At 40.2% G+C, this 24,099-nt stretch carries 24 protein-coding genes; all 24 read right to left on the bottom strand.

Annotated features, from left to right (window positions below; all coding sequences use genetic code 11):
• Positions 1-261: 261 nt before the first annotated feature.
• The 24 genes from pfkA to GJS45_RS06390 all read right to left on the bottom strand — a co-directional run bounded on the left by pfkA (position 262) and on the right by GJS45_RS06390 (position 23,966).
• Positions 262-1,254, bottom strand: a complete 993-nt coding sequence (pfkA, locus tag GJS45_RS06505) for a 6-phosphofructokinase (RefSeq protein ID WP_162340664.1) — start codon at positions 1,252-1,254, stop codon at positions 262-264.
• 22 nt (positions 1,255-1,276) lie between these two features.
• Entirely contained in the window at positions 1,277-1,636 is a 360-nt protein-coding gene (locus GJS45_RS06500; protein WP_162340663.1) for a methylglyoxal synthase, read from the bottom strand.
• A gap of 110 nt (positions 1,637-1,746) precedes the next feature.
• On the bottom strand, positions 1,747-2,040 hold the full coding sequence (locus GJS45_RS06495; RefSeq protein ID WP_162340662.1) for a hypothetical protein: 294 nt from the start codon (positions 2,038-2,040) through the stop codon (positions 1,747-1,749).
• A gap of 278 nt (positions 2,041-2,318) precedes the next feature.
• Complete coding sequence (locus tag GJS45_RS06490; RefSeq protein WP_162340661.1) at positions 2,319-3,293, bottom strand: polysaccharide deacetylase family protein; 975 nt, start codon at positions 3,291-3,293, stop codon at positions 2,319-2,321.
• Positions 3,290-4,456 carry a hypothetical protein gene (locus GJS45_RS06485; RefSeq protein ID WP_162340660.1) on the bottom strand — a complete coding sequence of 389 codons (1,167 nt, stop codon included), beginning with the start codon at positions 4,454-4,456 and terminating at the stop codon, positions 3,290-3,292. Before GJS45_RS06485 ends, GJS45_RS06490 begins: the two co-directional genes overlap by 4 nt.
• Positions 4,456-5,646 carry a glycosyltransferase family protein gene (locus GJS45_RS06480; protein ID WP_162340659.1) on the bottom strand — a complete coding sequence of 397 codons (1,191 nt, stop codon included), beginning with the start codon at positions 5,644-5,646 and terminating at the stop codon, positions 4,456-4,458. Before GJS45_RS06480 ends, GJS45_RS06485 begins: the two co-directional genes overlap by 1 nt.
• A gap of 54 nt (positions 5,647-5,700) precedes the next feature.
• A complete protein-coding gene (locus GJS45_RS06475) occupies positions 5,701-6,780 on the bottom strand; it encodes a glycosyltransferase family 4 protein (RefSeq protein WP_162340658.1) in 1,080 nt (359 codons plus the stop codon).
• Between the two features lie 9 nt (positions 6,781-6,789).
• Positions 6,790-7,971, bottom strand: a complete 1,182-nt coding sequence (locus GJS45_RS06470) for a hypothetical protein (RefSeq protein ID WP_162340657.1) — start codon at positions 7,969-7,971, stop codon at positions 6,790-6,792.
• Positions 7,972-8,082: 111 nt separating this feature from the next.
• Positions 8,083-9,210, bottom strand: a complete 1,128-nt coding sequence (locus GJS45_RS06465) for a glycosyltransferase family 4 protein (RefSeq protein ID WP_162340656.1) — start codon at positions 9,208-9,210, stop codon at positions 8,083-8,085.
• A gap of 1 nt (position 9,211) precedes the next feature.
• On the bottom strand, positions 9,212-10,273 hold the full coding sequence (locus GJS45_RS06460; protein ID WP_162340655.1) for a glycosyltransferase: 1,062 nt from the start codon (positions 10,271-10,273) through the stop codon (positions 9,212-9,214).
• On the bottom strand, positions 10,270-11,214 hold the full coding sequence (locus GJS45_RS06455) for a glycosyltransferase family 2 protein (RefSeq protein WP_162340654.1): 945 nt from the start codon (positions 11,212-11,214) through the stop codon (positions 10,270-10,272). Before GJS45_RS06455 ends, GJS45_RS06460 begins: the two co-directional genes overlap by 4 nt.
• A 21-nt stretch (positions 11,215-11,235) precedes the next feature.
• Positions 11,236-12,186, bottom strand: a complete 951-nt coding sequence (locus GJS45_RS06450; RefSeq protein WP_162340653.1) for a glycosyltransferase family 2 protein — start codon at positions 12,184-12,186, stop codon at positions 11,236-11,238.
• 12 nt (positions 12,187-12,198) lie between these two features.
• Positions 12,199-13,260, bottom strand: a complete 1,062-nt coding sequence (locus GJS45_RS06445) for a glycosyltransferase (RefSeq protein WP_162340652.1) — start codon at positions 13,258-13,260, stop codon at positions 12,199-12,201.
• 18 nt (positions 13,261-13,278) lie between these two features.
• Positions 13,279-13,848 carry a class I SAM-dependent methyltransferase gene (locus tag GJS45_RS06440; RefSeq protein WP_235954649.1) on the bottom strand — a complete coding sequence of 190 codons (570 nt, stop codon included), beginning with the start codon at positions 13,846-13,848 and terminating at the stop codon, positions 13,279-13,281.
• A gap of 363 nt (positions 13,849-14,211) precedes the next feature.
• Positions 14,212-15,129: a glycosyltransferase family A protein gene (locus GJS45_RS06435; RefSeq protein WP_235954648.1), complete on the bottom strand. Its 918-nt coding sequence runs from the start codon at positions 15,127-15,129 to the stop codon at positions 14,212-14,214.
• Positions 15,089-15,985: a glycosyltransferase gene (locus GJS45_RS06430; RefSeq protein ID WP_162340650.1), complete on the bottom strand. Its 897-nt coding sequence runs from the start codon at positions 15,983-15,985 to the stop codon at positions 15,089-15,091. Before GJS45_RS06430 ends, GJS45_RS06435 begins: the two co-directional genes overlap by 41 nt.
• Before the next feature lie 31 nt (positions 15,986-16,016).
• Positions 16,017-17,213, bottom strand: coding sequence for a glycosyltransferase (locus tag GJS45_RS06425; RefSeq protein WP_162340649.1), 1,197 nt, complete (start codon positions 17,211-17,213; stop codon positions 16,017-16,019).
• Positions 17,214-18,107: an FkbM family methyltransferase gene (locus GJS45_RS06420; RefSeq protein WP_162340648.1), complete on the bottom strand. Its 894-nt coding sequence runs from the start codon at positions 18,105-18,107 to the stop codon at positions 17,214-17,216. It abuts the gene before it with no gap.
• The gene (locus tag GJS45_RS06415; RefSeq protein ID WP_162340647.1) at positions 18,104-19,018 is read right to left on the bottom strand and encodes a hypothetical protein; all 915 of its coding nucleotides are present in this window, start codon (positions 19,016-19,018) and stop codon (positions 18,104-18,106) included. Before GJS45_RS06415 ends, GJS45_RS06420 begins: the two co-directional genes overlap by 4 nt.
• Entirely contained in the window at positions 19,019-19,777 is a 759-nt protein-coding gene (locus GJS45_RS06410; RefSeq protein ID WP_162340646.1) for a glycosyltransferase, read from the bottom strand.
• Positions 19,774-20,703: a glycosyltransferase family 2 protein gene (locus GJS45_RS06405; protein WP_162340645.1), complete on the bottom strand. Its 930-nt coding sequence runs from the start codon at positions 20,701-20,703 to the stop codon at positions 19,774-19,776. Before GJS45_RS06405 ends, GJS45_RS06410 begins: the two co-directional genes overlap by 4 nt.
• The gene (locus tag GJS45_RS06400; RefSeq protein WP_162340644.1) at positions 20,696-21,805 is read right to left on the bottom strand and encodes a glycosyltransferase; all 1,110 of its coding nucleotides are present in this window, start codon (positions 21,803-21,805) and stop codon (positions 20,696-20,698) included. The genes GJS45_RS06405 and GJS45_RS06400 overlap by 8 nt, the downstream gene beginning before the upstream one ends.
• Before the next feature lie 60 nt (positions 21,806-21,865).
• Positions 21,866-22,654 (bottom strand): class I SAM-dependent methyltransferase, encoded by a 789-nt coding sequence (locus GJS45_RS06395; RefSeq protein ID WP_162340643.1) that lies wholly within the window; start codon positions 22,652-22,654, stop codon positions 21,866-21,868.
• Entirely contained in the window at positions 22,623-23,966 is a 1,344-nt protein-coding gene (locus GJS45_RS06390; RefSeq protein ID WP_162340642.1) for an ABC transporter ATP-binding protein, read from the bottom strand. Before GJS45_RS06390 ends, GJS45_RS06395 begins: the two co-directional genes overlap by 32 nt.
• Between the last annotated feature and the right edge of the window lie 133 nt (positions 23,967-24,099).

Raw genomic sequence — 24,099 nt, 5'->3', positions numbered from 1 at the left:
ATTAAATAGGTTTATTTTAGGTATTGGAAAAAAGATAATTGACAATCAAACTACAATATGTCCAAAAATAGTAGTAAATGGAAATTTTTTGTAGCCAAAAGACAATGAAAATACCCCCTATTTGAATATATGCAAAATATTAATGAGAAATTAACGAGAATCCCCCCTAAAAAAATCCAAATCCAATTTGAGCGGGAAGGAAGATATCCGACCCGAGGTTTTGGGGCTTGCTAACTTATCAAAATGGCAATTACTATCCGATCAAGTAGATAGGATTCCGGCAATCCGCAAATCCTCCTCGTCTACTTTTTTATCATCGACAATGGCCCGTTTGATGGGCGTAAACACGATTTTGTTATTGATGATCCCTACCATCACATCGTATTTACCATGGAGCAAGCCTTCCACTGCCGATACTCCCAATTTACTGGCCAGGATACGGTCAAAGGAAGAGGGGGCCCCTCCCCGCTGCAAATGGCCCAATATAGTCACCTTGATATCGTAACTGGGAAAGATTTTTTTTACTTTCAGCGATATTTCCTGGGCTCCGCCACTTTTACCGCCTTCGGCAACGATCACCACATTACTTTCCTTTTTAGCTTTTTCCCTGAATTTGAGACGGTCGATCAATTTTTCAACCGGAAATTTTTTCTCCGGGATCAGAATGGCAGCGGCAGCACTTCCTATACCCGCATTAATCGCAATAAACCCTGCATCCCGACCCATTACTTCCACAAAAAACAGTCGATCATGGGAAGTAGCCGTAGCACGGATCTTGTCGATGGCTTCAATCGCCGTGTTGCAGGCCGTGTCGAACCCAATGGTAAGGTCCGTACCAAAGAGGTCGTTGTCAATGGTTCCCGGCAATCCTACCGCCGGTATGCCAAATTCTTTGTAAAACAGGTGTGCACCGGTCAACGAACCGTCCCCTCCAATCACCACCAAGGCATCGATTCCATGACTTTTTAGATTTTCATATGCTTTTTTCCTACCTCCCGGGGTCTTAAACTCCTCACTTCTGGCAGATTTCAGGAACGTTCCGCCCCTTTCCAGTACATGGGCGATCGAATGGCTGTCGAGCTTTCGGATATCGTTATGGATCATTCCTTCGTATCCCCGGTATATTCCGAAAACCTCCAGCTTATAATAGAAACCGGCACGGACCACGGCGCGAATGGCCGCATTCATTCCCGGCGCATCACCGCCAGATGTAAGTACGCCAATTTTCTTAATGGATATAGGTTGGTCTAGCATGTAGTTGTTTGAGTCGTTTTTCTTATTTCAAATGTTGGAACATCAATTCGGCTGCTGCCAAATTGGTGGCAAGAGGCACATTATGCACATCACAGATCCGCATCAGCATTTGCACATCCGGTTCATGGGGATGTTTGCCCAGCGGGTCTCGGAAAAAGATCACCATGTCCAGTTCCTTCTGCGCCACCATGGCCCCAATTTGAGCATCCCCGCCCAATGGTCCGGATAACAATTTCTCCACCTCAAACCCCGCTTTTTCGATATGAGTTCCGGTAGTACCCGTAGCCACCAGGATTACACCTTCTAGTTCTTTTCTCGACCCGCTAAGGAAGTGAACCATGTCTGCTTTTTTCCCATCGTGGGCTATCAATGCTACCTTCATGTCTCTTTTACGTTGAAACGAATAATGTATCTAGTTAATCAAAAACGCCCGGGAATTGGACCCCTTGCGGGAACCAAAAATATCAGTTCGAAAGGTAAAATTGATTACCTTTATTGTTTCGTTAAAAAATAACGGGCCAATTGCTCCCATTCTTCCTCCAGGCTGTTGGAAGCAGGATTTTTCCCCGCCCGACGGTACCAATAACCAGCATTGGAAAGGTCTCCTTCCTTGCGATGCAAATAGGCATGAAGTGAGGCGGCATCTTCACCCCCCAGGGAATCAATCAATCCGTGGGCACGGTCCCAATCTCCTTTCTTATCCAACCACAGCGATTGCAAATATACAGATAAACCCGATGGAGGGGTATCCATTTGGATGCTATTTTTAAAATCTGACAGGTTCATTGGTGAAGTTAATTTAAGCAAAGGCAAAATAAACACATAAACACCAAGCCGACAACTATTCAGGTTTTTTTATGCAGCTAAAGTTAGGTAGCCTGCGGTAGATTGGCCGCTGCCTGGTAAAGGAGTGCCTTTCAACCCCATGCCTGCATGCGTAAACGGGACTGGTAAATAGCGTTTCGCCCGCTATTGAAAATTACGGTACGTTTTTGGGAAAGGTTTTTCCCCGGGAGGATTCGGGAAGAGGTAGGAATGAGCGTGCCAGAAGGAATGGGCCGGGATCAATCCCGTCCCGGAGGAAGCTGATCTTCGGCAAAACGGCTAATGGAATAGCTCTGCATGCCATACAACTCCCGGCATCTTAAAAAATGATCCAGGATGATTTTTACTTCCTGAAGGCTTTGCTCGGGATAGTGGCCGTGGTTGTGTGGGTGCCACCAAAGATGGTACACTTCTCCCTTTTGGGCGGCCGTTTCCATTTCAACTTTTACCCGGTTGATTTTCATGCGGTTTAGCCAGGGAAGCCGCTGCTGATAGGGCCTGAAAAAGCGAGATGCGGGAACCAAACTGGGAAATCCGGGACTCGGATTAGCTGGCTGAAAAGAGGTCCGACTGCCAAGAGGCCAAAGGGAATCTGCCGCCCGGATTCCATTTTTAAACCAGCCTTCCTTTTCCGGATCTTGCCAAAACCAATCGCCGGGATTGGTTCGTACCGAAGAAAAGTCAAGTGCTCCGGCAATCTGCAAGGCCTCCGTATGGTACTGGTTGCGAGGAAAGACCAGGGAACGAAGATCAGTCCCGAATTTTTCTTTTGCAATGTGCCGGGCGGCAAGCAAATCGGCCCGAAACTCCCCGGCCAGTTGACCGGGTACCCGGGTATAGTAATGGGCAAAGGTATGACTCCCCAGCTCCTGACCGGGTGTCCGGATAATTTCCCGGACCAAATCCGGAGCAAACAGACAGTGATGGTCTGCCCGGGTATTCTTAAGCCAGTCATAGGCCGAATACTGCGGGCTGCTAAAGCCTGGCTTGAGCGCCGGACTAAACCATTCCCATTCCTCCAAATTCTCGGCCATCAACATGCCCACCGTCGCCCAGGTAACTTCCAGCTTGTAGTCCGCAAACAGCGAAAGCAATTTTGGAACAACCTCCCTCGTCTTGTGGTAATAAGCCTCATTACCCTTCAAAGGCGTTTTATCAAACCGGCCCCAATGGAGCTCGAAATCCAGGGAGATGATTAAGCTTCCTTTATTCATCGGAGCCCGGATTTACCATGAACAATGCACTCGTAAAAAAAACAACTCATAAAGACCGTGTAGATACTTTTCATTCGCATGATTAACCCCAGGTTATTAAGGGCCAGGGCAAATAATATTGATAGTAAAATACCATAGACAAAGACTATGCGGTAGAAAAACGGAATGCTGCGATTCATCCCTCGTTGAAGGAGTGCCAGGCTTCCGGCTACTAGCAGGAGGAAAAAAAGGCTGTTTTCCAGGGAAGCTGCCAAGGGCCAAAAACCCTCCGCTTCCCAGGGATAGGGTCTGAAAAAAACGGCAGCTAATTTTTCGGGAAACGAATAGTCATCCATGGGCAGACGGCTGTTCCCTCCAAAAGAATCGAGGTAGCGGTGTTGCCAATCCAGCAGCTCCCCTATCCATCTGAAGTGAAAGCCGTATTCCAGCGAACCCAATAGCCAGCGGTAGCCCAGTATCCCAACTATTAATACTGCCCCCAAGGGAATGACCCACTTTCGGTAATTTCGAAGGCCCGGATGAAAGGGAAGTATTCCTGCGACCGATATAACTAATATAAGCCCTTGAATCGGTCGGACCATTAATGAAAGCACCAAGCCTAAAAGCAAATAGCCCCATCCTGCGGGGAAGTTTTGCGTGCCCACCATGACTAGTACCAGGCCCAGCCATAGAAAAGCCTCCTTGCCCACACCGGCCGTCCAGAAATGAACATTGGGCAAAAATACCAACAGGAAGCCTCCGATGATAACCGGGGAAGCATCCAAAGGCTGCAGGCGCCTTCCCATCCACTCCAACAGGGGTACAAATCCGAAAAAAGAGAGCGTCGCATAGCCCACCGTTCCCGTCATAAAATGAAGCCCCAGCCAATGGGAAAAGGGGAAATTAACCCATTGAATAAATGCCGTGCCGACCCCCCAGTGGGCCATCCAGCTTTCCGCCTCGCTGACTGGGAGGCTTTGCAGGTTCCAGTACCGCAGGCTGTCCCCTCCATGGTGGAGCAGGTAGCGGTAAAACAGGTAGCCCATTCCCAGGTGATACACCCACATGGCATAGAGAAAAGCCCTTTGCCGCCGTGTATAATGCTTGTTCTTTGATCGAATGCCAATCCAACGGAAAACCAGGCTTAGGAGAAGAAATATAAAGAAAAAATCCTTTGGGCTCATTAAATCGACCCCTTTTCCAATGCCCGGATATAGCTCGATACGCTTTGCTCCAGACCAAAATACCGTTCTCCCAACTTTCGAATATCCGCTTTTGCCAATTTTTTAGTGTTTTCCAACCAATCTATAAACTCCCCGGGATTTGCCCGGTAAACAAAACAGGCCGGCTCTGCTGCCAACTGATCGGAAAGATCGCCTATCCCGGGCGAAAGCAATACCGGCAAACCAGCGAGCAGGTACTCGCCGATTTTGATAGGTGCCAGTCCTGACAGGCTGGGAGCCGCTTTACGCAGACTGATGCCCAAATCTGCTGCCGCATTATAGTCCGGAATACATTCGAAGGGAACCGTTTTTACCATAACCCGTTTCTTAAGCCGTTCCGGAATCTTGTCCTTCAGGAAATCCGTATTGCGAACCAGAAACAAAAACCGGCTATCGGGATTTTTTTGGCAGCCAAGCCAAAAGAGCTGAAGCATTTCGGGGACCAGGTATTGCGGCCCCAAACTGCCCGAGTACAACCAAAGGCAGGTACTTTCCGGAATTCCCAATTCTTTTCGAATGGCGGTTCTCCCAGCAGCATTCGGCTTAAAGATTTCAGGATCCCGACCGTTGATCACCGGATAAAATTTTTCCCGCTGTTGAATACCCGTATGCTCCTGGTGGAAGACGATTGCTTTTTCAGAGCGGGTCAGGACACGCTGGGCGTTCTGGACCATGCGCCGCTCCACCTGCCGGAGCCAACGATGGTAAAAACCTTTGGGACTTAGTCCCGCAAAATCTACCCGCTCCTGAATCGGAAAGCCATCCGCGTCAAATACGACGGAAATGGAACGCTTTTTTAGCCAGTCTCCCAGTCTCAACACCATCCAGGCAGGCAACGTGGATCGGGGCATCAGGCAGGCAATTTCGTTTTTTTTAAGGTGTTTTTTGATTTCTCTACTGCCACGCATCAGCGTCCAAAGGGAGCCCAGGGCGGCATTGGGCTGGTGTGAAACAACACGATGAAAATAGCCTATTCCAGCATTTTCCACCAGCAGGCGGAGGCGTTCCACTTCTTGCGGTGCCGCCCAGGAAAACTGCATGATTTGAAACCGGTAGCTTGTTTTTTTCTGTATTCCTTCGAAAATGGGGATAAACAGGTTTTCCAGGTAGTTGGTCTGATCGGAATCCCAGGTGATAAAAAGGATATTCATAGAAAAGAGCGGCCTGATTCCGACTGGTATTCTAACCTAAAGGCAGGTACTATTTCAAGCATTTTTGGACCTTTCACTTTCAAGGGTTTTCAGCAGTTGCTGCATTTTTTTAAAATTCTGTTGCAGGGTATAATTTTCCATGACCAGTTGGTGCCCCTTTTCCCCAAAGTCCCTTCTAAGCCTCCAGTCCTCGATAAGTCGGCTAAGCCCCGCAATCCATTCGGCATCGGTTTGGGCCAGAAACCCATTCACGCCATGCCTTACCACCTCTTTATTCATTCCCACCGGGGAGGCCACCACGGGCAGTCCGCAGGCCATGTATTGGATAAGCTTGTAGGCACATTTGCCCCTTTCCCAGGGATTGTCCGGCAAGGGCATGATGCCGATATCCATTTGTAGCAAGGCCTGGGCTTCTCCTTCCTCGGTCCAGGGGATGGTTTGTAGTTTTCCGGTATAGGCAGGTCGTTTTCTCCCATTAATAAGGAGCAAGGTAATATCCAATTCCTTGCTCAGACTTTCCAATACCGGGAGCAGGGCATCCAGGTATTTAAGCGTGCTGGGAGAACCAATCCAGCCGATGGTGACGGCAGCGGTTTCCCGATGTACTTTCGTTTGATACCGCGCCGGATCAATCACGGTAGGGAGCCGGATTACCATTTTCGCACCAGCCAACCGGGCCCGCTGCATCAGGTAATCATTGCCTGCGGTAACCGCGGTAGCCCATTTCATCACCCGGTCAATTTTTTGTGGTATCAGGCGAGAGGCCAGCCCGTATTTCCCCCGATCGTAATTGTGAAATACCGCATCATCATAATCCACCCAATAGCCTTTGAAACGGGAAAGCAGCCATTCGGGAAAAGCCGGAAGGTAGGGAAACAATTCCTTTTCGATACAAACCAGGTCGTAGCTTCCGGCTGTCATCAAGACCCTAAACCTGCGCCAGTAGCAAGCCAGCACATGAAGATATGGCGGTCTTTTATTGGCATAGATAGCATCGAGATAAGCGGAAGTAAAAAAAGGAGAGACCGTAACCTTTACTCCGGCAGCCTCCCATAAGGGCAAAAATTGATAGGTTCTTAAGCGACTGCTGGCCCCTTTTCTGGGATATTTGGGAAGGAAAAGGATTTTTTTCATTTGGATGCCTCAGTCATTCGGCGTCAATGCCTTTTTTTGCTCAATAATGGCCTGCCTTCGCTCGAAAAACCGCTTTCTGTCCATGGCCCGCAGGTAGCGTTGCTTTTTGTTATGTACGATCAGGTAAAAGCAAAATAACATAAAGTAGATCATGGTCATGTTTTTCATGCGCATCACGACCCCCAGGTTACTTAAGGCATTCATAAAGGCAAAGGTTACCGGAATAAACGTAATAATTCCCGCCTTCAAAAACAGCGGCATATCCCTTATTGCTTCGGGTTTCCAATTTTGGTATATAAACAAACTCAACCAAAGGTAAAGAGCATTTTCAACAGAACTGAATAGCGCCACAATATTGTGTGCATCCAGAAATAGGGGCCTAAACAAATAGGTAAACGCCTTCATCGGCAAGGAGTAGGAAGAAATATCTACTGCTGAACCCACACTGCCCCTGCTCAAATTCCGAGCTGTGGTCGCACTTTTTTCATTCAGGCTTTCCAGAGTTAATTCTTCTAAATCCAAGAATTCAGCCGTACTTCCTAATAGATAAAATGTCCCTGCTGCAGCAATCAGCCCTAACACCACTTTATATTGAATTCTCATGTGACTACCAAGCAAAATGGCTATTGCTGCTCCGCCAATCAAGGCTTGCCCCATATGAGGTCTTGCCATATACACAAAAAACAAGGCGATTAACGCTTCCCACCAACGGGACTGGTATTTTTGCAAGGCAAAGAGAAACCAGGCGATGCCCCAAAAACAGATGGCATCCTTTCCCACCCCAGCTGTCCAGAAATGGAGGTTCAAAAAATAAAACACATACGGAAACATCGGGATATTGAGTACTTTGTGGTTGGTAGGAAAGTATTCCGCTACCATCACAAAAATATACCGGATACCTATAAAGCCTAAAAACCCGAATAATATATTTCCAGTAATGTAACTAAGACCAAGTACTTTGGCTGGGACATAACATAACCACAAAATAAAAGTAGTACTTGTACCAAAATATTTTATCCAAGTGGGGTCTCTGACCAAGACCTGCTGCATTCCCAATCGCCAATATCCTTGGGAATCTCCCCCGAAATTCAATATATACCAAGTGAAAAAAACACTGAAAAACAGGTGGTAAAACAAAAGGTAATGGAGGTGGACCTCATGTTTATAAGGCAACCCAAAACTTTTTGCCATCGTGGTATTTGAATTCACCAAGGCGATTAATCCAGCTACAATGAATATGATGTCTAACAAAATACCTTAAAATAAATCAAATTTCCGGAAGGGATTTTCAATAATATGAGCCTAATGCAGAAAGCCTTTCTTTTTTAAAAGGGTGGTATACAGATTTTCAACTTCCAGGCAATAGCGGTCTGCTGTAAATTTTTCTTTTGCCCTGACATAACCTGCTTCTCCAAAGGTTACCCTGAGTTGTGCATCTTTAACTAACTCTTTAATTCTATCTGCGAGATCCTTATGTGATTTGGGTTTCACCAGATAACCGGTTTTACCATCAATCACAATATCTTTTAACCCACCTACTGCCGTGGCAATTACGGGTAATTTATGTAACATCGCCTCTACTGCTACCAATCCAAAACCCTCTCTCGCTGAAGGTACACAAAGAATATCCATAACAGAATAAAACAATCCTGTATTTTCTTGAAAACCAACTAATATCACTTGTTTATTTAATTCTAACTTTCTGATTAGATCTACGATTATGCTTTTATCTCTCCCATCTCCAACAACCAATAATTTGACTATGGGATCATTGATGATGGATATGGCATCAATTAAATCTGTTAATTTTTTGTGATCATCAAATAACCTTCCTACGAAACCTATTACAATTTCATCTTCACTTATTTTTAGTTCTTCCTTTTTTAGCTGAACTAAATTGTGGTTGATCTGTTCTGGAATAGGTACTCCATTAAATATCATTTTTATTTTTGAAGGAGTGATTTTGGCTTTCATTTTAAGATAATTTTTAACATCAGGTGAAATCGCAATAATAACATCCGACACCTTCATTAATTGTCTTAATAGCCAGTCCGCCTTTGATGATCGGTTTTGTGGATCTGAGGTCTCTTCCAAAATTATTACGGGAACCCTTTTCAAAAAACCAGAAATAGCTGCCATGCTATTGCCCTCAAAAACTGCTCCATGTATGATATGAGGCCTGTAGGAGGAGATAACTCCCTGAACTTGTTTATGAATAGTCCAATCCAAAGGATGCTTCATCGAACTGACAACAATCAACTCCACCCCTTCATTTCTAAGGTTGTCAGCAATCGGCCCTCCTGCATAGGTACAAATTATTTTGATTTCAAAGCGGTTCGTGGGAAGGTATTTGGCCAAAGTCAAACGGGTCTGTTCAACTCCTCCGGAGGATATCGTTTCGATACATTGAAGGACCCTGATTTTTTCCATTTTATTTTTGGTAAGCCTCCATTAACTGAGATATATGCCGATTTAAATGATACTTGCCAATGACAGCGTTTCGCCCATTATTCCCTACTTCAGCCAATCTTTCCTTTTCCAACGAAAGAATAAATTTCATCTTTATATAAAGATCTTGTTCATCTCCCGGTTTTACCAACCAACCTGTTTCATTCTCCTCAATTAGATCGCCGGCAGCACCGACATCTGTTGCCAAGCAAGGTATTCCCGCGGACATGGCCTCCACCAACGCATTTGAAAACCCTTCAGTGAATGAATTGAGAATAAACAGATTAGTTTCTTTGATGCCTGACAAAGGACTTGGAATAAAACCCTTAAACTCTACATTTTCTGCTATTCCCAAATCAGATGCCCTTTCTTTTAATGCCAGAAAATTATCCCCATCACCGATTACTGTAAACTTCAATGGATGATTTTCTTGTACCAATAAAGCAATAACTTTTAATATCCCCTCAATATTTTTAACAACCTTGAGCCTTGAAATAGTAAGAATTTGAAAATCCTTGGAATAAGATTGTTGAATGGCTCTTTTAGCTATAGCATTCAGGGGATTGGGAATTATTTTCAAAATTTTTGGATTGACGCCATTTTCCTTTTCAAGGTAATTTGTCACCGGTTTGGAATTGGCCAAAACGTAGTCAGGAAATTTATATATTATTTTGACCATTATTTTATGGTGGATCTTTTGGTTGGGAATTCCGATTTCCTCTGCTATCAATCTTTTCACGCCCGTCATCTTCGCTGCAATAATCCCATGAAAATTGGCTTCTGCTCCTGAGGTATGTACCACATCGGGTTTTTCCTGCAGAAAGAAACTCACCAATTTTTGAATTGCTTTTACACTTGGAATAGTGTATGCAACATCCAATAGCACTACTCTTTTACCGTTTTTTGTGATTTCCTCAGCAGCTTCACCGCCTGTACCCAAAGCACAAAAAATCCACTCATGTCCGTCATTGATATGGGATATATTTACTAACCTTTGTTCCAACCCACCAAAGTTGAGCAGGGTACACAACCTTATGATTTTCATCGGCTGTAAATATACCGTAAACAGAATTTCAGATAATTTCGGATCAGATTTTTTCCAAATGCAGACTTCATCAAAAATCGGTGAAATCCAAAATATGGAAAATACACCAACCTCAAAAAGAAATAGCTCGAACCTGTGTTTTTTAAAAGGGATTTAATTTTGATATCATTTTGAGTATCCCTTATATAAGGTAATAGATTAAAATAAACGTATTGATGTCTGAATGCCTCAAAATCATTATTCATTTGGCTTGATTGGCTTGTGGCATAATCATCTCCCAAAATTTTGGACACCAATGCTCTTTCCACAGGAAATTGTCTATTGGTGGCTTGGGTTTCATCTTCGCTGCTGTAATAAACCAATTTGGAAAAGGTATAAGCCGGATTTCCAAAAAACAAAACAGCTCGGAACCAAACATCCAAATCTTCCCCTCTTGCCAAATTTTTGTCAAATCCTGAATTGTGAAGGAAAAACGACTTTTTGACAACGGTAGCAGATGTAAAAAAAAGGGTATTGACGATTGCTCTTTTAAAATAATCATTTATCTCAAACCAACCCTTGGAATCTTCAAGCCCTAATTCTTCGTGAGTTATTGCATAACTGCTGCCTATTATTCCTGTTCCGGGGAATTTTTCAAGTCCAATGCGAATATGGTCTAGGTAATTGGGGTGCCAATAATCGTCAGCATCCAAGAAGGCTAAATATTCATAATTCGCTTCAGCAATTCCGGAATTCCTGGCCTGGGATACCCCTTGGTTTGCCTGATTGATCAATCTAATTCTGTCACCATATTCGCTGGCTACTTTTTGCTCCCCCCCATCCGTAGAACCATCATTTACCACTATCACTTCATATTCCTGGAAGTTTTGATATAAAACAGAATCAATCGCTCTTTGTATGTATTGGGCTTTGTTGTATAGGGGGATGATGATGGAGAACAACTGATTGTTAATGGTTAATAGTTAGAAAAACCTTTTTAAACGGATGGAATTTTTGAATCCCAACAACTTAGCCATCATTTGAAACTTGGGCCCTCCTATTCTGACTGGATGCGTAAATTTGAATTTATCAAACTCTTTCTCAGCCTCCTTGATCAGATCGGGATACTTGGGATGGGTGACGTATATAAAACGTAGGTAGTTTTTGGCCAGGGCTTCACGGACCCTATGGGAATCTTCTTTTTTTAAGACCTCCCTTTCATAGCAGCGGTAACTTTCCAATAATGATTTAGAAGCATTGTATGATTTCTGCTGGGAGACATTGGTGGCCCCGGGCTTTCGGTAATATACTTTCCCCTCAGGTTCAAAAAGTACCTGTTCCGCTTGAAGTAAAACCCGCATAAAAAACTCTCCATCCTGATTGATGGTCAGTGCTTCATTCCAAGGACCTGCTTTTGCTATTAGCTCCTTGGGAGTAAGGTAAGATGAAATAGCCATCATTTCAGAGTGATTAAAAAAATCCAATACCATATCCAATGGGTTGGGATAGTCTATATAAGTATTTAGTTTCCACTTTTGATAGTTTTCGGGATTATCCAAAAATGTCACCCATTCACAGGAAGCCATGGCAAGATTTCCTTTGGCTCTCAAGAGATTTGCCTGCTTTTCAATTTTATCAGAGGACATCAAATCATCCGCATCCAAAAACTGAATGTATTCTCCCCTTGACTTTTCTATGCCTTTATTGGTGGCAGGAGATACCCCTTGATTATCCTGATCGATCAGGACAATTTTATTCGGGTTTCTTTCATGGTACTCCTTAAGGATTTCGAGAGAACCATCCGAAGAACCATCATCCACCAGGACAATTTCAATTGCTTGATAGGTTTGTGCCAAGGCAGCATCCAAGGTTTCCCTGATAAAAGCGGCTTTGTTATAAACCGGAATCACTATGGAAACTAGAGGCTTTTTCATTAAAACCTAAAACTAAACTGGAATGGATTTATATAGGGTCAGTAATTCCTTGCAGTAATTCTCTTTGGAAAATTTTGCAGCCTGTGATTTTGCACGTTTTCCCATTTTCAGCCTTTCTGCTGAATCCATTTTTAAAAAACCCAACATGGTGTCTTTTATTTCTTGAAGGGAGTACGGGTCGATCAATGTTCCGGAAGCAGAATCGCCAAGAATTTCCGATGCCCCTCCTATTTTGGTGACAACAGATGGCAATTCCATATGCATGGCTTCGGCCAATGCCAATGAGGAACCTTCCGAATACGAAGGAAGGACAAATACATCTGCTTGAGACAAATAATTAAATACATCGGCCTGATATCCTTCAAAGCTGACATACTCCTCGATTTGATTTTCTCCGACTAAGCTTTTGAGGTTCTCTCTCTCCTCTCCTTCACCCACGATTATCAGCCTGGGCCGAAAATCTGTTCCATGGATAATTTCACCCGAGGCAAGAATTATACTCTTGATATTTTTGATGGTCGTCAAACGGGAAACTGTTATAAAAACCAATTGATTCCCTGATGATTCCTTTTTGGTTTTGACCTCCGGCAATTTAACCGGATTGTACAGGACCTTTCCCTTGGATAAGGGTAACTCTCCTATTTGATTCAGGTGTTCCTTGACCGCTTGGGATACACAAATCACCTGATGCGCAAACTGGTACGTGAACCTGAAAAGTATCCTATAAAAAATATGGTGATTAGGAAGTCCGATTTCCTCTCCAATTCTGATGCTTACTCCTGCCAAAGCCGCTGCCAACAATCCATGGAAATTGGCTTCTGCCCCCACAGTATGGACCACATCGAATTGCTCCTTTCTGAAATACTGATATAATTGATGAATCAAGCCAAAATCAGGGATCCTGCCTTTTTGATTCATTACCCAAACCTGATGTCCTTTGGCGATTAATCCATCTGAAACCTTTCCCCCTTTCCCCAATGAAATAAACTGCATTTGGATATCAGGGTAAACTTGAAAACCAACAGCAGCAAGTTCTGCTACCTTCTCTACCCCTCCAAAATCCAGTTCAAACACTATCCGGACGATTTTCAATTATTTCTTCTGAATTGCAAAACTAGGAGAAATACTTCTCTCCATAGTTAGGTAAATAATTTCCCAATTATGCTCATTACAAAACTCATAAACTGCTTCTATCACCCCATACTTCCAAGGAACATCGATTTCCCCTACTATGAAATCATGTCCGGCAATGATGCCTCCATCTTTGATTTTTGGTTTGTATTCCTCCAGTTCAAGCTTAGTTATCCTGTAGTCATGAACCGTATCAATATAAATCCAATCAAAATATTGATCTGGAAACTGATCTACTACCTCAGTTGATAAGCCTCTATTAATCACCACTTTTCCTTCTTTAATTTCTGTTTGAAATTTCTGGATTACTTTATGGAATAGGTGCTCGGGATATCGCTCGCTTTTCCAAACATCTATAAGATGTAATTTAGCAGGCTGATTGATATCTAAAATCCTCCTACTGAAATCCCCATGGTCCACGCCCAATTCAGCGACCACACCGTTTTTAGGAAGAAGTGCTAACAATTGTTCCCTTGTGGCCAGTAATTTTCCATTTTTCAAGTGATCGTATCCGATTTCAGGAACAGGCATGACCTCAAATTTGGGCTTGTTGATAAGCCTGTGTTTTCGAATGTAATAGTAGTAGAACTTTCTTTTGAGGTATTGGAGCATTGTTGCTTGTAAATTTTAAAACCCTATTGGGATTTCTCTTATTTGGGTATGTTTATGGGAGATGGAAGTAACCGTATTTTTGGGGGATTTCTTCGGTTTTAGCGCGTCATTGCGGGGAGCATTTCAAAACCTTAATTTCTATAAAATTCTTTCAAGCGAACGAAGCAATCTCCCAAGGTGTAGAGCAAGTCCTCAAAATCAGGCGATTGCTTTGGATTCGGAAGGGCTAGTTTAAACTATTAGGCTTACTCAGCGAATCCTACCGATGACGGCGGAGATGAATCACCTTTTAGTATCCCCTCCTCTAATCAAATTAAAATATTCTTTAACAGCTCCTTTGTTAATAGCATGACAAACCTTAAGAATGACAAAGGATTCTTTTGGTGTAACTGTAAATATTTTTTTCAGGGAAAATCGATATCTTCTGAGAACAAAATCTAGAACAAACTTACGGAAGGCAGCTTTATTTCCCTGAAATCTTCTCGTGTAAGTACCACCCAATAGTCTTTGATATTTATTGACCAAGTCGGAAGTTTGGTGGCGGGCAGGATGTCTGACCAAAATATTTTCTCCGTAAACGATTGAATATTTTTGGCTGATTTTCCCTGACAATTCAGAATCCCCATTTGATTTCAATTTTTCATTGAAACATTTAAATTCAAACAAAACCGATTTATAAGAAAACCAATTGGCTGTGATGGCATGGCCTTCTTTGGCATAGGCTTCTGTGGTAAATCCAGTATATTTTTCGTAAACCTCCGCATCAGTCAAATTCTTTGGGTCTTTAAAAAACAAAGGAACCGGTCCAGTCAATATTCCGATTTCTTTTTTAAAATCTTGGAGAAACAATTCCATGGCATTCTTTAACCAACCTTTGTCAGGCAGGCAGTCAGAATCCGTAAATGCAATAATTTGTCCTTTAGCTTCAACTATACCCTTATTCCTTGCCGTGTAGGAACCCGGTTTTTTCTCTTCCAGTATTTGCAGCGGGTAGGTAGCAGAAAAATCGTTTGGCAATACCAAAGGCAATTCAGGGTCATTGTTGACTACAATTACTTCCCAATTTTCTTTTTCTAAAGATTGACCTTCCAAAGATTTTAGTAAGCCAAGTAACCTTTCTACATCCTTGTAATGTGGAATTACAACCGAAATAATCAATTCACCTGGATTTTTTTTGTAGGACTGTTTTATGAAAATCAATAAAAACTTTTGTCGCTGAAGGATAGGTTAACATACCAAATAAATTTGAAAAGTAATAGTTCATTGATTTTCCCCACTTTTTTTCCTTCATGGCATAATAGAAAAGATGAAAGCGGATTTGAAAAAGCTGCAGCTTGATACTTTTTCTGTTCGGAAAAGCCGAATCCAAAAGTTGATAGGTTCTATAAGATAATTCTGATTTCTTATAACTGCTTTTAGTTGACCAAAGGCCTTGGGAATGAATTCTATAAACCGAGGGGCCAATCAGGGAATCAAAATAAAAATTCCCAAACTGTAAAACATAGGCCCAAAGGAAGGTATCCCCATTGATCACAACTTTTTTAAATTCATTGGGTAAGGAGAAATTTGGAGGTTTCCGAAATACTACTGACGCTGAAGGAATCTCAGGCATAATTGAAACCAATCCATCAAAATCCCAATTCCTTTTTTCTTTTTCCTGAATAGAGTTTGAAAGAATATTGCCTGTTTCATCACATTTGTGCCGGTTATGAAATGAGCCAATATATTCTTTATGCCTTTCCAAAAAATTAATCTGATTTTGAAGTTTCAGGACATCAGTCCAATAATCATCTCCATCACAGAGTGCAATATATTGTCCCTGACAATGTTCCAACACCCACAGATAGTTCAGTGTGGAACCTAAATTTTTTTCCTGTCTCTTGTATTCTATCCAATGACCATTTGCATGTTCCTGAATATACTTTTGAACAACTTCCTCGGTTTTATCTTGGGATTTATCATTAGAAATCACCAACTCAATTTCAAAATCAGCTGTTTGATTCAACACTCCCTCTATCGCCTCACCAATGTATTTTTCAACATTATAGGCAATCATACAAACACTTAATTTTGGTTTTTTCCGCACCTTACCGATTTTCGATTTGGTAAAATTCCAACATTGATATTAAAAAAGCCTTTTTACCACATTGACTGATGGCCAATTCCCTAATCCGATCAGGATGGTAACTGGAATAATTGTTTCTCACATACATAATGGCCGATGCCATTGCCTCAGGTTGTTTGACAGGTACTACCAATCCTGTATCGGAATTAACACTGTCTTCCACCCCTCCATTGGCCGTACTGACTATTGGCAAACCACACATCATTGCTTCCCTTACAGCAATTCCATGAGGTTCTTGAATACTAGGTGAAACAAACAAATGGGCTTGGTTTAAGACATCAGAAATTTGATCTCTCGGTACAACAGGAATAAATTCTCCTTTTTCAAAAATTCCCAATTCTTTACTTTTTCTGACAAACAGATTTTCATGTGGATTGGATGATTTTTCATTAGCACTTTTTCCAATCATGATAAAGCGGATCCCCGGATCGGATTGAAGCACAATTGCCATGGCCTCCATAAAATCTTCTGAACCTTTGATCGGAAGTGAATTAAGAAGTGTAATGACCGTGAATTCCTTGCTTCTTTTAGTTAAATCAATCACATATTGATCTTCATCGACCAAATTCCAGATCACCTCCGGATTGCAATGGGGTTGGTTCATCAAGACTTGCCTTCGTTCATCCCAACTCACCGCGGCAGTTTTTTGGGCCGATTGAAATGCATTCATAATCAAGGTAGAACGCATTTTAGAATTGTAGTGAAATACAAATACCTGATGTTCCATAATCACAAAAGGTACATTGGTTTCCTGACTAATATGGTGGGCATAGATGCCTGCATCCATCCCACTTTGTCCATGAATCAAGTTAGGTACCCAACCTGATAGGACCAAGCTTCGGTAAGCTTTAAGAAAAATACGCTGTTCAAATTGGATTTGAAGCTTATCAGGAATCCTTCTGTTCGCAGGAAAGTCAAATCCATAAGCCTGTGGACCTTGTTTGACTTTTTCTGTAGAAATTGGCCAGATAGGCTTCAACCAAGATTGAATGAATATCCAAATCCAACGAATCAATGGATTTGATTTTTTCTCTCCATAAAGCACTTGAAAATCTATTCCTTCTTTTCCCTGAAGAAATTGTGCCTGTTCCTGAAAAAACGAACCTCTCAAAGGTTGCTTGGGTGTGGGGTACCAAGAAGGAATGATAAGAATCTTCACTTATGCTTTGGTAATGAATTTTGAAATCAAATTGGTTTTTTCCTCATGACAAATTAAATAATTCCGATGAATATCATCGGCATATGTACCCAAGGCAGGTACTTTTCTTAACCCCAATTTTTCATCTATATGAAAAAATTCAAATTGATAATCCTGCACAAGATTTAAAATGTTCTTCCCAATCAAACCATCTTGAATTTCCAGAATGATGATAGGCCTATGGTCAAACAATAATTTCCCATAACCTTTCAGAACTTGGTATTCGAAAGTTTCTACATCTATTTTTATCAGATCAATCTTTTTGGATTTATAACCCCAATATTCATCCAATCGCTTGACCTCAACTTCGATAGCATATTGTTTTTCAGTTCTCCATTCTTTATTGAGACTACCATGGTTGGTGTTTTTGGATATAAAAGTTTCAGAACCAGTATTATAAAAAGGAAATTTTCCTGGTTTATCCGAAAGCGCAATTGGATTACAGGTAATTCCAAATCCATTGATATCGTTATTTTTTTTCAGTACTTCGAATACATTTGGCTGAGGTTCGAAGGCATGGATTTCTGCTTGAGGATTATTTGCCATGGCCATCATCGAAAACCATCCTGTATTGGAACCTATATCTAATATGACTTTTGATTTTTCAGCCAATTCGCACCAAACTTCTCTGGTTTTTCGCTCATAGTCGAAATTTTCAAAACCAGTCCAAAACATCTCAGTTTCCCAAAAAAAAGCATTGTTGTACAACCAAAAGCTTACCCCATCTTTGGTTTTTATTTTAAACTTATCAAAAAAAGTCCTTTTCTTCAGATTGAAAACAGCTTGAAATGGTCTCAATATTTGATAGAGAGGCCTTGCCAAATGGTGGTGAAAGTAGTTTTTGATTTTCTTCATTTATGGATCAAATAAGCTTCTGAGGGATTCTCGTACCAACTAAACATACTGACAAAGGGATAACCTGCAACTATTTTATTATTTTCCACCACGGATTCCTGATGGGTGACAAGGTCATATTTTTCCTTTTTGTATTCGGATTCAAGTTTACGCTGAATCCGATAAGCGTAAAACCAAAAATTCCAGGCCAATCCAAAAGGTATTTTCCCGTCAACCCTATTGGTCTTAGGATAATAATATTCTTTCAGCACATAGTTGAAAACAGGCATATCGTAATTTTTGTCATCTCCTAAGACTTGAAACACTTGGATCATTTTTGTAAACAATTCCGTTACCTTTTCTTTTCTTCCACCTATGGTACCCGGATTAAATACCGGATAATGAAAAAAGCTGATGGGTAGGGACTGATTATATTTATTGCTGAATTGTTTTAAAGAGCTCAGAAGCCAAATGCCGTTTTTCCAGACCCTCCGATTTCCTCTTCCTAAAAACAATTTATCGGGTGATCGCTGTAATAATGACAAAGGATTTTTATTTATAACAACATCATTGATATCGGTAGTGAGCACATACGCGTTTTCAGGTAGATGGGGAATAAATTCCTTGTAGATAAAAAACCGCTCATCATTTAGGGACATCCCACCTAATCGACATTTGATAAATATAATTTTTTCGGTTTGATACCTTTCTATAAAGCCAGCGCTTAACTTATCATAAAATACCACCGCCCAAAGCCCATGTTCCAGGACAGAATGGTACCAGTTTTCGATATATCCAAAGTTATCCGAATCCTGATACCCTCCCCGCACAGGGTCCTGTTTAGAAGAAAAATAAGTGGATAGCACAAAAAGTTTTTCTGATTTAGACAACACGGTTTGTTTAAATACCTCCAGATCTTGATCAATCCTCATTTACATTTTTTTATACCGTCGATAAACAGATTCAAATTTATCCGCCAGAAAGTATTTCGTAAAATCCAACAAAAAAGCATCTTTCCAAATGCTCTGAGGAGAAGTTAGACAGCGTTGAAGATACTGTTTCAGTGCCATGCTGAAGTTTTTATCATGTAGGTAATCCCGTTCCTGTTTCCAACTATGGTTCCAAAGATGGACCGTTATTGTTTCAGGTCGAATATAATCTTCTATCGCTCTTCCTCTTTTAGTATAGGGCAGTGGATAAAAATACTCAGGAGAAAATACCTTGATTCCCTCTTTTTTCAGTCTAGCATTCAGGTAGGTCGGTATATCCATTGGGGCATTATAGTCAAATGTAAGTTGCCTATATCCATCAAGAAGTTCTAGGATAAGGGGATGTTTTGCTTCCGCCCCGATAATAGCTGCATTTAAACTCCGCTGCTTTTGCTCCCCAATAAAAAAATCGTAGGTAAGTAAACTATCCACTTTTTGAACCAATAACATATCGGTATCCAAATATATCCCTCCTTCACTGTAGAGAACCTTTAACCTGCAAACATCCGAGACAAATGCATATTTCTTTAAGCCATAGGCTTCTCTGGTAAATTCAAATAAAGTAACATCAAAATTATCCTCATTCCAGCATTTAAGGGTAAAATCGGGCAGCCATTTTTTCCAGCTCCTAATACAGTCCTTTTCCAGGTCAGTCATCTGATTGGGGCCAAACCAACAATAATGGATAACCTTAGGTATCAAATCAGTTTGACGGATTTAAGAATCCTAATGCCAAAAATTCTCAAAGCTTGATATTTTCCTTTAAAAAGTCTATGTTTTGCTGCAAAAAAAAATATATCCCAATATATAGATGAACAAAAAGGTAAATTCAACAACATGTCATTAAAGACATTTTGAAAAAATAATTCAGCTTTCTTGTCAATTATATTTTTATCTTGAATACTTAAAAAAATTTTCTTAAATGCCGGATATGATTTCTTATATTTTTCACAATAGGAGTTGTTAATAAAGGAGGTAGTTTTGGAGCCCTCATTTATTCTCCAAAAAACAATTGATTTGAGATTAACCCTATAGTTTAATGACTTTAACATTACTCTTACATGAAATTCCATGTCTTGAACAGCAATTATTTCTTCATCAAACAAATAATCAAATGTGTTCAAGAAGCTTTTCTTGTACAATGCCATAGGAGTTTGAAAAATCCTATTGGTGCCTCCAAAGTTTACAAAAAATTTCTTGTCATCATTAGAATCATAAATAGGTATTTTCTCATTTATTGATAACTGAAATTTATAAATATTACTCAGGACATAGTCTAAATTCGGATGTATTTCAAAGGTGGAGATTTTTTCAGTAATAAATTCTATATTAATTACATCGTCTGAGTCCAACCAATTTATAAATTCTCCTTGAGACAATTCAAAACCAAAATTCCTAGCTGCATTTCCACCATTTTGCCGATTCTCGGGTCTTTTAAAAATTTTGAACCTAGTATCCAAGTTTGCATATTCCTCCAAAATCTTCCAAGAATCATCAGTACTGTGGTCATCCACAAGAATACATTCCCAATTGGTATAAGTCTGTTGTAATACCGAATCCAAAGTTTCCCTGAGATAAGGGGATTTGTTGTAGTTGGGGATTAGGATAGAGACGAGGGGATTATGCATTTACGCAATCAATTATTAATGCATTTATTTTTCTAAAATAGTCAGTCGAATTGTGATTTTGTTCAATATTGGATCTTCCTTTTTCCCCAAATACTTTAGCCAATTTCCTATCATTGAATAATTGAATCATTTTTTCAGCCATCGTCTCTATGTCGCCTTCTTCAACAATAAAACCATTTTGTCCATCAATGACCACTTCAGGAATTCCAGCATGGTTGGTGCTAATAATTGGCAACCCAGATGCCATCGCCTCTAAAATTGAAACAGGAGTCCCTTCCTTATCTCCATTAAATGCCTTTTTACTATGCTGAATAAAACAAAAGGAATTTGTGATCACATTGTGAATTTCATTCAAGTTAAGTACCCCTGTGAATGAAACGTCTTTGATATGCAAGGATTCAGCTAAATCTTTGCAGATAGAAAGTAATGGACCATCCCCTATAAATTTTATTTTTAGTTCGGGACACTTTTCTTTGGCTAATTTATATGCCATTAAAGTCAAATAGGGTGCCTTTTTCTCAACGAATCTACCAATTGCGACGATTTGTTTGGAGTGATAATCAGGTGAAATATTTAAAAACTTAGAATTTGGTGCATAAATAATTTTTTTTATTTTGTTTTCATTTGCCCCAAGATTGACCAAATCTTGTTTCATAGTTTCAGATACGACTATGATCGATTTAGCCGTTTTAAATAATTCAATATACGGCTCCCTATTATTTGAAATTATTTCCTTAACAGATGCATCAAAACCATGGAAATGAACAATTAATGGAATTCCAAGACCTTTTGCAACAGGAACCATTCTTGCACCGGCCGGTCCGTAATTAGCAAAAATCAAATCAATTTTTTTCGTTTTTATATAATCACTTAAATAAAGCTGATCAAGAGGCTTCCGTAAAAATCCAAGTCTTTTAAGAATTCTGTGATGCAGTTCGGGTTTTAGATAGTTAACCAACTCCCGATCCTCCGACTGGTTAGGAAACATTCCTCCAAAACAATGAAATATTTCACCTTCGATTCCCATTTTTAAGTTCTGAATAAATGTTTCAGAATAAACCGAATACATCGGAGAAGTGAAGCATATTTTTGTTTTTTTCATTAATTCTAAAAGTATTGCAAAATAAACTATTGGCTTTTAATAAGCACGCAAATCCACCTATTAAATCCTAAAATCCGGAAGGATTTGAGAAATATGTCTTATCCTATCATTCCTTTCCGATTGAGATTTTTTTAAAAAAGAATTTATTTTGTTTGAAAATGCCTCTTTTAAACCTACTTTTCTTTCTAGATTATTTGGTTTTACTCTATTTGCTAATGATCTAGTTCCAAGAACTACATGTAAATAATCTCCTTCATTCCAAACGCTTATTTCTTTATAATATAAGACTCTTCTACCTATTTTATTTCCAAAATTTATCAAATCATCTAAGTGTATATCAAAATCTACCGGCTGAATACCCTCTGGCTTGTTATTTTTCAACCAATTTTGATGAGAGGGAGTCGGGCAACTCATAAAAACAACACCTTCAACTGCTAATCTAGTATTTATAAAATCACATAGGATTGTCCTAGATTCATCTTGAAGGTGCTCAAAAACATCGATCAAATAAATGATATCAAAAACTTGATCTTGCGGAAAAAATACCTCATTGATTTCATTTGCTAAGTAATAATTTAAGTTTCGATTTTGAAACAGAAGTTTAGCAATTTCTATTGACTTGGGGCTTATATCAAATGCATTAAAATTAGTATCTGGGAATATTTTAGCTAGCCTATTTGCTACTGTACCAATACCACATCCGATTTCCAGTACATCTTTAGGGTTATTTACAAACCAAGTTTTTATTTCCTGATAAGCTCTTTCGACTCTAGGGTTTCCATTTACGAAATCTTCGATCTTTCTTTTCGAATGCAAATCATAGTATTCTTTTATCCTGCTCAATTCCATAAATCGATTCATTTTTATCTACTTTTCTCCAATCAACTTTAAAATGATTAATACCCCAAGGCCTATTTTCAAAAAAGTTGAATTGATTATCATTAATTATTTCAAACAAGGGGTAATCTTTAATAATATCCCATGCGATCGTATTTTCAGATTGATTGACACCAAAGGTGATAAAGTATTTTCCTTGAGTTAATGGAATTTCAAATAAATTAAGGGAAAACTCATTGATTCCAGGGTACAAATCAACTTTGAAACCATCATCCAAGCTGAACCTTCCTCCTAAATTCAAGCCTTCTTCATTGCCGATTCTAAAATTAAAATTTGCACCTCTAAATTCTATTTTAGACTCTACCACTAAAATAAGCTCTAAATTTGAATGCATAGGAATTACCGGTATATTTTCACCAAATTCCTTGAATTTTATATCATGAATTAATACTTCTGAACCTTTAAAGGTTCTTTGATGGTAATCTTCTACTTTCGGTTTTCCAATTTCTATAGTTTGATCTCTATTATAATAATTTGCAACCATTAATTCAGAAGTCCCATATTTCACAACTTTTCCTTTTTCTAAAATTAAAGCATTATGACAAAGCTCTTTCACAGCACCCATATTATGGCTTACAAATAGCACCGTTCTACCGCCTCCCGCAACTTCTTCCATTTTCCCCAAACACCTTTTTTGAAATTCAAAATCTCCAACCGCCAGAACTTCATCGATAATTAGAATCTCAGGGTCCAAATGAGCAGCAACCGAAAATCCCAACCTGACCCGCATACCTGAAGAATAAAACTTAACAGGAGTATCCACATACTTCTCAACCCCGGAGAAATCTATAATTTCCTCTAGTTTCCGATCTATTTCCTTTTTGGTCATCCCGAGGATAGTACCGTTCATATAGATATTTTCTCGTCCTGTCAATTCAGGGTGAAATCCGGTCCCTACTTCCAGCAAGGCTGCTACCCTGCCATACATTTCTATCCTGCCAGAAGTAGGTTCGGTGATTTTGGAAAGTATCTTTAATAAGGTAGATTTTCCCGCACCATTTTTGCCGATGATTCCTAGTACCTCTCCTTGCTTCACCTCAAAGCTTACATCCTTCAGTGCCCAATGAACACCTTCCTCCTCCCTGCCTCCCGTTAGGGATGGTTCTCCCTGAAACTTACCTAGGCTCTTAATCTTTTTAAAGTTGTCAATAGGATATTTCAGTACATTGACCATCTGCTGGGCAAAAGTATCCGCCTTTTTTTCCTGCAAGCCTATGCGGTAGCGTTTGGAGATGTTTTCTACTTTGATTATGGTATCTGACATTTTACCCCCTAGCCCCTAAAGGGGTGTTTAGTGTTTTGGTATGATTTAGTTTCATCTTAAAATAAATTATACTGCTATTGGCTAATTCGTCTAAGATGTTCAATTTTATTTAGGATTCTGATTAAAATAGAAG

Origin of the sequence: Cyclobacterium salsum, from assembly GCF_010119245.1 — a bacterium.
Classification (GTDB): Bacteria; Bacteroidota; Bacteroidia; order Cytophagales; family Cyclobacteriaceae; genus Cyclobacterium; species Cyclobacterium salsum.
This window is presented reverse-complemented; position numbering and strand designations above follow the sequence as displayed.